The sequence below is a fragment of the Gemmatimonadota bacterium genome (assembly GCA_009838845.1).
GTDB lineage: Bacteria > Latescibacterota > UBA2968 > UBA2968 > UBA2968 > VXRD01.
Window position 1 is genome coordinate 1 of the sequence record VXRD01000102.1, and the last position, 11,604, is coordinate 11,604.

Annotated in this window: 11 protein-coding genes; 8 read left to right on the plus strand and 3 right to left on the minus strand. The window is 50.9% G+C overall.

The window, feature by feature from the left end; genetic code table 11:
- Positions 1–264: 264 nt before the first annotated feature.
- The 3 genes from urtB to urtA all read right to left on the minus strand — a co-directional run bounded on the left by urtB (position 265) and on the right by urtA (position 4,248).
- On the minus strand, positions 265–1,938 hold the full coding sequence (gene urtB, locus F4Y39_12690; GenBank protein ID MYC14578.1) for an urea ABC transporter permease subunit UrtB: 1,674 nt from the start codon (positions 1,936–1,938) through the stop codon (positions 265–267).
- A 93-nt stretch (positions 1,939–2,031) separates the two neighbouring features.
- Complete coding sequence (locus F4Y39_12695) at positions 2,032–2,931, minus strand: outer membrane beta-barrel protein (GenBank protein ID MYC14579.1); 900 nt, start codon at positions 2,929–2,931, stop codon at positions 2,032–2,034.
- A 51-nt stretch (positions 2,932–2,982) separates the two neighbouring features.
- Positions 2,983–4,248, minus strand: coding sequence for an urea ABC transporter substrate-binding protein (gene urtA, locus F4Y39_12700; protein ID MYC14580.1), 1,266 nt, complete (start codon positions 4,246–4,248; stop codon positions 2,983–2,985).
- A 327-nt stretch (positions 4,249–4,575) separates the two neighbouring features.
- Between urtA and F4Y39_12705 the strand changes: the two genes are divergently transcribed.
- From F4Y39_12705 to F4Y39_12740, 8 genes are read left to right on the plus strand one after another with little or no spacing between them, the layout of a single operon-like run.
- Positions 4,576–4,983, plus strand: a complete 408-nt coding sequence (locus F4Y39_12705; GenBank protein ID MYC14581.1) for a CoA-binding protein — start codon at positions 4,576–4,578, stop codon at positions 4,981–4,983.
- A gap of 5 nt (positions 4,984–4,988) precedes the next feature.
- Positions 4,989–6,128, plus strand: a complete 1,140-nt coding sequence (gene pelA, locus F4Y39_12710; GenBank protein MYC14582.1) for a pectate lyase — start codon at positions 4,989–4,991, stop codon at positions 6,126–6,128.
- The gene (locus F4Y39_12715) at positions 6,125–7,060 is read left to right on the plus strand and encodes an aldo/keto reductase (protein ID MYC14583.1); all 936 of its coding nucleotides are present in this window, start codon (positions 6,125–6,127) and stop codon (positions 7,058–7,060) included. The genes pelA and F4Y39_12715 overlap by 4 nt, the downstream gene beginning before the upstream one ends.
- Positions 7,060–8,049, plus strand: coding sequence for a 3-dehydro-L-gulonate 2-dehydrogenase (locus tag F4Y39_12720; GenBank protein MYC14584.1), 990 nt, complete (start codon positions 7,060–7,062; stop codon positions 8,047–8,049). The genes F4Y39_12715 and F4Y39_12720 overlap by 1 nt, the downstream gene beginning before the upstream one ends.
- Positions 8,050–8,070: 21 nt before the next feature.
- The gene (locus F4Y39_12725) at positions 8,071–8,919 is read left to right on the plus strand and encodes a hypothetical protein (protein MYC14585.1); all 849 of its coding nucleotides are present in this window, start codon (positions 8,071–8,073) and stop codon (positions 8,917–8,919) included.
- Positions 8,920–8,933: 14 nt separating this feature from the next.
- A complete protein-coding gene (locus F4Y39_12730) occupies positions 8,934–9,578 on the plus strand; it encodes an NAD(P)-dependent oxidoreductase (protein ID MYC14586.1) in 645 nt (214 codons plus the stop codon).
- Entirely contained in the window at positions 9,532–10,323 is a 792-nt protein-coding gene (locus tag F4Y39_12735) for an NAD(P)-dependent oxidoreductase (protein ID MYC14587.1), read from the plus strand. Before F4Y39_12730 ends, F4Y39_12735 begins: the two co-directional genes overlap by 47 nt.
- Positions 10,320–11,549, plus strand: a complete 1,230-nt coding sequence (locus tag F4Y39_12740) for a hypothetical protein (protein ID MYC14588.1) — start codon at positions 10,320–10,322, stop codon at positions 11,547–11,549. The genes F4Y39_12735 and F4Y39_12740 overlap by 4 nt, the downstream gene beginning before the upstream one ends.
- The last annotated feature ends 55 nt before the right edge of the window (positions 11,550–11,604 follow it).

Here is an 11,604-nt window from a genome sequence, read left to right on the forward strand (position 1 = left end):
GAATAGACGAATAGACGAATAGACGAATAGACGAATAGACGAATAGACGAATAGATGAATAGATGAATAGACGAATAGACGAATAGATGAATAGACGAACCCCGCCCAACCACCCAAAACCTCTGGATTGCGGCTTACAGCATGCCGCAATGACGGCCTATTTGTCTATGAACTGGCCCCACATTACCCACTTGTGGGGCAGGCTCTGAGAGGCGGCCAGTTGTACCCCGTTCCGTTGATTCGTTGATTCGTTGATTCGCGTTTTCACTCGTCTCTCCCCTTCGCGGGAAAAATGCCTGTGGGACGCAACTGTAAAAAGAGGATAATAAGACCCAAAATGAGAACCTTGGCATAAACGGCCTCAGCAAAGGGTTCAATAACCTTATTGGAAACGCCAATACCGAGACCCGCCACAATAGTCCCCAAAATTTTTCCAACACCGCCAACGACAACCACGAGAAAAGCATCGACAATATACGTCTGCCCCATATTCGGCACGACATTGCCAATAAGCGTCATAGCCCATCCCGCGATCCCTGCGATACCCGTACCGATAAAAAACGCAATCGCATCAACGCGACGGGTGGGAACACCCATACAAGCACTCATCTCGCGGTTTTGTGTAACCGCGCGCAACCGAAGACCAAACCGGGTCTTAAAGAAAAACGCGGCCAGACCAACCAGAATAACAGCCGTGAGACCAATGATAAAGATCCGGTTATACGGCAACATAACCTGCGGTGCCAATTCAAAACCACCACTGAGAATCTGGGGCAGCTTGACAGCCGTGAGATCGCCAAAAATCGTACGCGCGAGTTGCACCAGAATAAGACCAATCCCCCATGTAGCCAGCAAACTCTCGAGCGGACGATTGTAAAGACGGCGAATAACCAGAGACTCCACAAGCAAACCCATACCGCCAGCCGCGAGAAATGCAACCGGCAAAGACAGCAGAAAAAACAGATCGATATACGCAGCGGGCAGGACAATCATACAAATATTCTGAACAATAAACGTAAAATAAGCCCCAACCATCATAAACTCGCCGTGCGCCATATTGATAATACCGATCTGCCCATAAATAACCGCCAAACCAAGCGCAATCAGAATCAAAATAGACCCCAGACTGAGACCGACAAAAGCAGTCTGGATCACCACCATAATCTGGTTAAACGTCTCCAACTCCTGAATCGCATTTCGTATCTCGTTCTGAACCGCCGGATCTGACTCAGCAATATTCCCATCGGCATCGGGTTCAACGCGCGCGCGCAAAAAAGAAAGGACGAATGTATTATTGAGTTCACCCAGCGCTTTAGCCGCATTGAGACGAACTTCGGGACTGGGATGTGTGAGTTCGAGCTTGCCCAGAGCAACGCGGATCAGACTTTGAATACTGCTATCCGTTTCTTTCTCCAGAGCATCTCGCAGCATGGGGACCGCGCCCAGATCACCGCGATTGCCCAGCGTTTCTACAGCAATGCGGCGCTTGCCGGGATCTGGATGAAAAATCTCCATCTGCGTGAGATAGGGTTGGATAAACGAGCGGATGCGACGGTTGCTATCAATCTCTTCGAGATCAATCAGCGGCGCAATGAGGGGCTTGCCCTCATCGTCCAAAATGGGATGGCGTTTGGGATAGGCGGTATAGAGCGGGGCGAAGGTATCGCCATAATCGTCTTCTTGCATTTCGCCGATAATGACGAGCTCATTATTCTTCAGATAGAGTTCACCATTGAAAAGCGCGACCATCAGGGCATAATAAGCGACATCTTTTGCATCTGAAATAGCCCTGACCGCAGTAGTGATACTATCGCGGTTATTGCTAGCAATGCGCCCGAGTTGCAACTGGTGATCCATCTGTGCATGGACGGAAGATGCGCCCAGAATGAAAACCAGCGCGCAGATAGAGCGCAAAAAATTGTGGCGTTTTATTTTCATGCGTTTAAGTCACCACCACAGTGAGAGACACCGCCCACCTGGGAGAGAACCAGAGGAAAGCGGCATCCCTCTTTTGCGGTGTGCTTTTTCAAGTTAAAACGTAAAAATAGATTCAAAAGCAAACAGGGTTACTTCGGAATCAATATCGCGGCGCAATTCGGCCAACACACCCCAGTTATCGGTAATCGTATAACTGGGACTAAAGGTAATCTCCGTAAACTTTCCATCGGCATCTGTATCCAGACCGCTATAGCGCACAGTCGCACCGACCTTGTCGGACAAAGCCATATTACCCATTAAAATCCAGCCATAGCCACTATTGCCACTTTCCCCCCAGTTCGCCAGATAGTTGTATTCCGCAGCCAGTGTCACGGGACCCGTGGCATACATTCCCCAGGCATTGACGAGCGACTGTTCAAAACCACCCATATCTTCCCAGAGATACGCGACCTTCGCCGTAAATGCTTCAACAGGTGTAAAAGCAACCTGTGCTTCAAAACCCAGATCGTCAAAACTGGTATCGGTCCCATCCCACACGCTGGAGACAACAGAGCCAAAAAAGCCGACTTTGCCATTGCCAAAACCCACAGCAGCGCCATTTTGATAACCACCATAAACAAGTGTAGCAGAATAAGAATATTGATACAAACCTGTGGGTTCTGCAGTCTCCCAACCCGAACAACTCAAAAATTTACCGCCCGTAATGCTAACGCCATTCGGCGCTTTGTAAGTCACAAAAGCCTGCTCGAGATCAACAGAGCCACCACTGAGGCTATTGATATCGGCCTGGGCTGACAGCCCGTGTCCATAATTGTAAATAAAGTCAACTTCAAACTGATCAAAAGACAGACTATTGGATTTGGTTGCCGTATCATACGTTGACGACATATCAAAAAATCCCGTAACCGTGAGGTTATCTGTAATTTTGATCTGAGCGAATGACGAAGTGGCGGAAAAAGCCAGCAGCGCGAGAAGCAACAACAGTTTTTTCATTTTTTTCTCCTGTTTTGCGGGCGGAGCAATCCAGTAGCCCCGCCCAAATTTTTACTGACCCAGCATATAGGTTCCCATGTACTTGACATGATCGCAATCTTTGTCCGCACTCGTGATATCGTCCCAGGGATCGGGAGCGACGAGGCCATCGGTCTCATATACAATCTTGAATTGACCGTTCTTGCGGATCTCGCCAATCAGCACGGGCTTGTGCAAATGGTGATTCACCGGATCCATCATCACCGTACCCCCCGGACCGTCAAACTTGAGGCTGTAAAGCGCGGGACGCACGGCATCAACATCAAAAGAACCGGCTTTTTCCACAGCAGCTTTCCACAGATAAACACCCACATAAGACCACACAATGGGATCGTCAGTAACCCGCTTGGCACCACCGGGCAACCCATTTGCCGCGCAATAATCCTTAAATTTCTTCACAAATGCGCGATTGTCCGCAGAGGAAATAGATTGGAAGTAATTCCAGGCAGCCAGATGACCGACGAGAAACTCCGTATCCATCGAACGCAATTCATCTTCAGCAACAGAAAACGCCATAATCGGGCACATCGCCGATGTGAGACCCTGGTTGGCAAATTCCTTATAGAACGGAACATTGGAATCGCCATTGATAGTGGATAAGACAGCGGCGTCGCCATTTGCGGCAAAGCGCTTGATCTTCTGAACTATGGTCTGATAGTCCTGATGGTGAAAAGGCGTATATTCTTCAACGATATTCTCTTCAGGCACACCCTTGTGCAGCAAGAAAGCGCGAAGAATCTTATTCGCAGTACGCGGAAAAACATAGTCCGTACCCAGCAAATAAAACTTCTTATAACTGCCGCCTTCTTCACTCATCAGATATTCAGCAGCGGGAATCAACTGCTGGTTGGGCGTAGCACCGGTATAAATGATATTGCGAGAACACTCCTCCCCTTCGTATTGAACCGGATAAAAGAGCAAACCATTGCTCTCTTCAAAAACCGGCAAAACAGACTTGCGCGAAACCGAAGTCCAGCAACCAAAAGTCACAGCGACATTCTCTTCCCGAAGCAGCATTTTGGCTTTCTCGGCAAACAGATCCCAATCCGATGCCGGATCGACAACCACGGGTTCAATCTTCTTACCCAGCACGCCGCCACTGGCATTGATCTCTCCAACAGCCATAAGCACGACATCGCGCAGTGAAACCTCAGAGATCGCCATAGTCCCGCTCAGAGAGTGCAACACGCCGAGTTTAACAGTCTCCTCTGCGTGAACAGAAAGACCTGTAGTGCATAGCAGTGCAGCGGCAAACAAAATATTCAAAAACTTTTTCATACGTTTGATACCTCCATCCAGTGTGTAGTTTGTGATACATCGAAAAAACAAAATCTTCTTAACGAATAGGTTAGACTACAAAAAGCCTCCTTTCAACAAAGTAATACCCGATGTGGTCATTGTGACGGGCAAAAAGTTACATTCAAATTATTTCAAAAAGATTAAACAGAGATAAACTCGATATTTCTTTATTTTTTTCTTTTAAACTGAAATTTTAAGACAGCACCTTATTTTCAACGTGGATTTTCTGCTGTATTTCGAATATCTTAAACATGGCCGTTGACAACCGCGCTTCTTTATCAATACCATTAAATCAATGAGGTTTGCATGACAATCCCAGAACGAATCGATGAATTTCTCAAAGGAAAAGCATTCGGCGTTGTCGGCGCATCGCGAGACCGGGCAAAATACGGCAACAAAATCTTGCGGTGTTATCTACAGAACGGATTGGCCGCTTATCCCATCAACCCCAAAGAGACAGAAATAGAGGGACAACCCTGTTTCCCCGATATAGATTCACTCCCCGAACCCGTTCACGGCATCTCAATCATCACACCACCTCCCGTGACAGAAACCATAATCCCTCAAGCTCACGAAGCCGGCATTCAACACGTATGGATGCAACCTGGGGCTGAGAGCACAACCGCAATTTCAACGGGAGAAGAACTGGGACTTTCGGTTATCGGCGACGGCTCGTGTCTGCTCGTCGTATTGGGCTATCGAGAAGATGGATAAAAAAGATGAAACTTTGCCTATTTTTAATCTTCTATTTTCTCGCTATTGGGCTTTGTCAAGCCAACGACAGTATTGAAACAGCCAAAGCGCAAACCTATGAAGCCATTGACCTGCACCCATTGAGAGACGGGATGAGTCACTGGCGCAAGCGATATGGACGCGACCGCAATGACCCGATGTACAATCCCTCGCAAATTGTCCATATTGCCGAGAACACGCTCGCTTACCAGAACGCAGATGGTGGTTGGCCCAATAATATAGATTGGCAGGCGCAGATTGACCCCGACACAGTCAGAGCGATCAAAGGCGAACGGCGGATGGTCAGCACATTTGACAATCACAACACGTACTCACAGATTGATTATCTGGCAAAAGTGTACATTGCGACTGACCTGGATCGATATCGCAATGCAGTCGAACGGGGTCTGGACTATATATTCCGCGAGCAACAACCCACAGGTGGATGGCGCGGTTGGGATGTAGATGCCATTACTTATAATGACGGCGTAATGATTGGCATAATGACCCTGTTGAAAGATATCGCAGACCGCAAGCCTCAATTTGCATGGACAAGCCATGAACTACACGCCAAAGCCAAAGCCGCACTGCACCGGGCGATTGCTGTAACCCTGAAATGCCAGATCGTCGTCAAAGGCAAAAAAACGGGATGGAGTCAGCAACACGACCATATAACTTATAAACCCGTAAAAGCGCGCACTTATGAACTGCCGTCCATTACAGCGGGACAAACGGCGAAGATCGTGCATTTTTTAATGCGTATTGAAAATCCGAGCTCCAAGATAATAGATGCAATCGAAACTGCGGTACAATGGTTTCAAGAGGCAAAAATAGAAGGCATTCGACTAAAACGCATCGAAATAGACCCCACGCGCTTTAGAAATCACACAGCGACCACAGACCTGATCGTTGTCAAAGACCCGGACGCCCCGCCTTTGTGGGCGCGCTTTCACGAAATAGGTACAAACCGCCCCTTTATGGCCAACCGGGACGGCAACAAAGTCTATTCTCTATCACAGGTCGCCCTGGAAAGACGAACCGGATATGCGTGGTATGGATACTGGCCCGCGCGAATTTTGGAAAAAGATTATCCCATGTGGAAAAACAAAAACAGGAGACAGGAATGATATATCGAACATTTGGCAAAACGGGATGGCGCGTTTCCGTCGTAGGATTGGGAACGTGGAACCTGGGCAACCAGTGGGGCGAGTTGAGCGACCGAGAAGCAACCGATATTATATTAGCCGCGATTGACAATGGCATGAACCTGCTGGACGCCGCCGAATCCTATGGCATCCCCAATGGCATGAGTGAATTGCGCATAGGCAAAACCCTGACCCCATCCATGCGCGACAAGTTGATTATCGTGAGCAAAATCGGCAACTGGGGAAGCCGCACCGGAGCGCCTGTGCCAAAAACAGGCGTTGATGCCATTCGCCTGTGCGGACACGCCTGCCTGGGACGCATGCAAACCGACCGAATCGACGTCATGTTATGCCATGAAGGTGGCATTGAAGACCCAACCGTGTACATCGAAGGTTTTGATACCCTGTGCGAAGAGGGCTTTGTCCGCACCTATGGCATATCGACCAACAGCCTGGATGTCCTGAAAAACTTCTACGAAATATCGAACGGCGTCTGCGCCGTAGTAGAAGTGGATTACTCACTCATCAATCGCGAACCAGAAGCGGGATTTCTCGATTATTGCACAGAAAAAAATTTAGGCATCCTCGTGCGAGGCCCATTGGCCAAAGGCGTCTTATCCGGCAAATACAACCGCGAAAGCGTATTTGGCGACACCGTGCGCGACGACTGGAACCCGGGACAATCCGATCGCGAAGAATACGAAGACATGCTGGACAAGCTGGAAGCCATCAGACAAACCATTGGAGACGACTCAAAACTGGTAGAAACCGCTCTCCGATATGTCATCTCGCACAAATCCAATCCCGTCGTCATCCCGGGCGCGACAAAAGTCGAGCAAGTCATAGACAATACGCGAGCAGGTACCGCCTTACTGGATGAAGATCTGTATCGGAAATTGGGAGGAAACATCTAATGCAAACACGGGTTCCTTTTGAAAAATTAAAAGACGCATTTGTCGCGGCGCTCCTGAAGGCAGAATTATCACAGGACCGCGCGGAATTATGCGGGCGATTATTCGCAGAAAATCAGCGCGACGGTGTCTATTCCCATGGCCTGAACCGATTTCCCGGGCTACTGGCAAAACTTAGCGAAGGGCGATTAGACGGCACAGCCGAACCCGAATGCGTAAACGCCCTCGGCGTCTTAGAACAATGGGATGGCAAAATGGGAATAGGGCTGGTCAATGCCCATCTCGCAATGGGACGCGCAATAGAACTCGCAAAAGCAAACGGCATGGGATGTATAGGCTTGCGCAACACCAACCACTGGATGCGTGCCGGAGCTTATGGCCTGCAAGCCGCCGACGCGGGATGCATCGGCATGTGCTGGACAAATACAACCCCGCTCATGCCGCCCTGGGGCGCAACGGAAAAACGCATTGGAAACAACCCGATGACAATGGCCATCCCCAGAAAAGAGGGACACATCCTCTTGGACATGGCGATGAGCCAGTATTCCAATGGCAAACTGGAAGTCTTACAAGCGCGAGGAGAGACCCTGCCCATCGCCGGAGGATTTGATACAGAGGGCAATCTGACATGCGACCCCGGTGCCATACTCGATTCAAAACGCGCCCTCCCAATCGGCTACTGGAAAGGATCGGCACTCGCGATCGTACTCGACACCCTCGCCGCGCTATTATCAGCTGGTCAAACAACGCACGACATCGGCGCACAGGGCGATGAACACGCCGTATCGCAAACCTATATTGCAATTGACGTCACATCATTAAACGGACGTGAACTATGTGAACGCATTGTAAACGGCATCATTGACGACCTGCATGAAGTTCACGAATCCGCGCGCTATCCCGGCGAAGGCATGTTGCGAACGCGACGCGAGAGTCTGGAGAAAGGAGTGGTGGTAGAGGAGGATCAGTGGGAGGAATTATTGAGGATATAACCATTTTTCAGGAGCATTTTTATGTCTAACCCATTATTACCCACGACCAATGCCGACGGCTTGCCCGTCGCGCCCATGAGTGAAGAGCAGAAATACACATTTGACCTCAAGGGATGGATCTGCTTACCCGGCTTGCTCAGTGAAGAAGAACTCATCCCCATACGCGAACACCAGATGAAATTCCTGAACGAAAGCGAAACACTGCCCCCTGATGAACGCGACAATCACGGCGGCGCATCGCAAATACTACTCGACCACCCGGCTGTGGTCGGTGTATTAAACGAAATCATCTCACATCAGGCACTGGCAACCGAAGACTGCTACGGATTTCGGTTCGACCATACGTACACCAGCCATCGACGAGCCGGTCACGACAACTTCCGACCCCATGGCGGAGGTGGGTACTTCAACTTCTGCGGCAACTCACACATCTATCAAATGCAACCCGGGAAAATTCACGCGGGATTGATCCGCGTCGTCTGGGAATTAAATGAAGTGCGAAAAGGCGACGGCACCATGTTCTTATCGGGCAGTCACAAAGCCGCATTCCCGCGCCCCGAAACCCTGAGTGGACGCGAAAGCGACCTGTGGGACACGTATTCATGCGTTGCGGGATCCGCAGTAATCTTCACCGAAGCCCTGTGCCATACAGGCACAACATGGGGCAACGAAGAATGGGACCGATTGAGCCTATTCACCTGTTACAACACCGTAAATGCAAAATGGGGCAAAAAATGCCCACCGCCTGAAGTCATTGCCGCCATGCCCCCAAAGCGACAAACCCTGTTCCGCGGCGTCTGGCACGGCATGCGCGAAATACCGAATGTGAATAAATACTACGACGAAGCTAATATCGGACGCTACGTATAAAACAGGAGTAACCCATGAACGTATTGATCACCTCGGGCAAAACAGCACTATCCCGGGCACTATCAGCGGATCTGTCGAAAGAACACAACGTCGTACTGACAGATCTCGTAGAAGTAGAAACAGATTGCGACTTTGTTAAATGCGAACTCGGGCACGAAGGAGAAACAGAAACCCTCGTACACGGCATGGACGCCATCGTGCATCTCGCGGAACTGCCCGAAGAACTGAAAAATGACGAACGGGAAATAGACTTTCAAACCCGATGTACTTATAACATCATGCACGCAGCACGGGAGAAAAACGTCCCCCACGTCATCTATATCAGTTCCCTCAGCCTATTCGCGTCATGCGACCCCAACTGGAACGTCACAGAAGTCTGGGCACCGCGACCCACAACAGAATCGGGTCCCATGGCGCGGTACCTGGGTGAATTTACCTGCCGGGAATTTGCGCGAGAGCACTCAGTCCGCGTAACCTGCTTGCGATTTGGAGACATAGACGGCGATGGCGACACAGCATTGACAACAGAAGACGCGGTAAAAGCCATCGGCAAGGCACTGGTAAAAAACGGACCCATGTGGCGGGTATTGCACGTACAATCAGACGTTGCAAATGCCCGGTTCCCCACAAACCAGGCAAAGCAAACATTGGGCCTTTAATAATGAGGTAAACATGAAAGTCGTAATCTACGGAAGCAATGGCCAGTTGGGACCGCACGTAGTCAAAGCTCTGGAAGGACATGTAGAACTGCGCTTAACCGACCTGGAGCCATTTGACACCCCACACGAAATGATGATCGTAGATGTATCAGACCCCGATGCGGTCGCGCGTGCGGCAGAGGGCATGGACGCAATCGTCAACCTATCGGTCTTGCGCCCCCACCGACAGATCGCCTTTGATGTCAACACCCTGGGATGTTACAACATCATGCGCGCAGCAGTTGCACACCGAATCCCGAGGGTCATCAACACAGGACCGCACTTCACCGTACAGGGCGCACCCTACGAGGCATTGGATTACAACATCGGTCCCGATGTCCCCCCCAAACCCAGCACAAACCTATACGCCCTATCCAAGGGCCTGGGCCAAGAAATCTGCCGAATCTTCACCACACAGAGCGACGTCTATGTACTGTGTTACTTATTCTACATCTTCTGCTATCACGACGACCTGTCAAGACCCGGTCTGAACCGCCCGTTCCTCGTAACCTGGCGCGATGCATCAGCCGCATTCCTACCGGGCCTGACCATCGACCTCAAAACCCTCCCATCGCAATGCGAAGTCTTCAACATCTTTGCAAACCGACCGCACCAGAAATTCTCAAACGAAAAAGCAAAACGCATTCTGGGATGGCAACCAAAGGATGATCTGTCCCATACTTATACAAAGGAAAACACAAAATGAAAATCCGACCCGACCTCGTTCCAGAGACCGAGCGGAACAACCTCGAAGTCATCCAGCTCACGGATGAAACGGTCCCCTCATCCCACATCTACATGGAAGCGCAGATCTTCACGCCCGACTCCCAGCGGCTAATCATTCACCGGTCTGCACATCCCCATGGCTCTGACCCGAAGGACCCCGAGCACCAATTCCTCATCTGCGACCTCGAGGACCATTGCAGCTTAACGCCCATCACCACCGAACTCGGAACCACGGGACCATCCATCTCCCCCGATGGCGAATGGCTCTACTACTTCGTCAATGAAACAGAACCCGGAGGCGGACGCCTGGCGCTCAAACGCGTCAAAATGGACGGAACAGAACGCGACACCATCTATGTCCTGGACCACGCCATACCCGACACTGACTTCAAATTGAGCCGACCGTATCCCCTCTCGACAATCTCATCCGACGGCAAGCGCATCGCAATCTCGGGATTCCTCGGCGACGGCAAAACCGCAGGCGCACCCTGGGGTCTCCTCGTCTTCGACATTGAAAAGCCATCTGTACGCCTGATCTTTCACGGACCCTCCTGGTGCAATATCCACCCACAATACACGCGCCAAACAGACCCTGAAGCCTCCCACGACATCATGATCCAGGAAAACCACGGCAACACCGCATCGCCCGACGGCAGCGTAGAAACGCTCGTCAGTGGACAGGGCGCAGACATCCACCTGATCCGGGACGACGGCTCCGCACTGCGCGACTTCCCCTGGGGACGGGACGGAAACGAATTCTGCCAGGGGCATCAATGCTGGCAGGGACAAAGCGACATCGCCATCACCAGCACGAGCACACGCGAACCCGCTGAAAGACAACTCATCTCCGGACGCGCCGCGCCTCACGTCGGCGACGAAGGCATCAACACCCCGGGTGGCTGGCGAAACGACCTGTCCCGATCCTTCGACACGCCCGACTTCTGCCACTTCGCAACAGACATCAACGGAACGCGATTAATCACAGACGCAGGTCCAATAGACGCGGGCGGAGCCGTCTGGCTATTCGACCTCCCCGAAGAAGAGGAAGGCGCCCTCGCAAACGCGCGGAAAGTCGCGGACCCCGGATCGTCCTGGCAAAAAAACACACACATCCACCCCTTCCTCTCCCCGGATGGACAGTCGGGCTTCTTCAACTCCGATGAAAGCAGCATATTACAGGCGTATATGGTACGCGGTTGGTCTTAAGCAAAACTAAAAGGAGATACCAAATTGATTCCCCGACAAGTGCTGTTTGGCAACC

What these genes read in the sequence shown, in the direction of transcription:
- urtB (MYC14578.1), bottom strand. Translation starts at nt 1,938, where the DNA reads ATGAAAATAAAACGCCACAATTTTTTGCGCTCTATCTGCGCGCTGGTT.
- F4Y39_12695 (MYC14579.1), bottom strand. Translation starts at nt 2,931, where the DNA reads ATGAAAAAACTGTTGTTGCTTCTCGCGCTGCTGGCTTTTTCCGCCACT.
- urtA (MYC14580.1), bottom strand. Translation starts at nt 4,248, where the DNA reads ATGAAAAAGTTTTTGAATATTTTGTTTGCCGCTGCACTGCTATGCACT.
- F4Y39_12705 (MYC14581.1), top strand. Translation starts at nt 4,576, where the DNA reads ATGACAATCCCAGAACGAATCGATGAATTTCTCAAAGGAAAAGCATTC.
- pelA (MYC14582.1), top strand. Translation starts at nt 4,989, where the DNA reads ATGAAACTTTGCCTATTTTTAATCTTCTATTTTCTCGCTATTGGGCTT.
- F4Y39_12715 (MYC14583.1), top strand. Translation starts at nt 6,125, where the DNA reads ATGATATATCGAACATTTGGCAAAACGGGATGGCGCGTTTCCGTCGTA.
- F4Y39_12720 (MYC14584.1), top strand. Translation starts at nt 7,060, where the DNA reads ATGCAAACACGGGTTCCTTTTGAAAAATTAAAAGACGCATTTGTCGCG.
- F4Y39_12725 (MYC14585.1), top strand. Translation starts at nt 8,071, where the DNA reads ATGTCTAACCCATTATTACCCACGACCAATGCCGACGGCTTGCCCGTC.
- F4Y39_12730 (MYC14586.1), top strand. Translation starts at nt 8,934, where the DNA reads ATGAACGTATTGATCACCTCGGGCAAAACAGCACTATCCCGGGCACTA.
- F4Y39_12735 (MYC14587.1), top strand. Translation starts at nt 9,532, where the DNA reads ATGCCCGGTTCCCCACAAACCAGGCAAAGCAAACATTGGGCCTTTAAT.
- F4Y39_12740 (MYC14588.1), top strand. Translation starts at nt 10,320, where the DNA reads ATGAAAATCCGACCCGACCTCGTTCCAGAGACCGAGCGGAACAACCTC.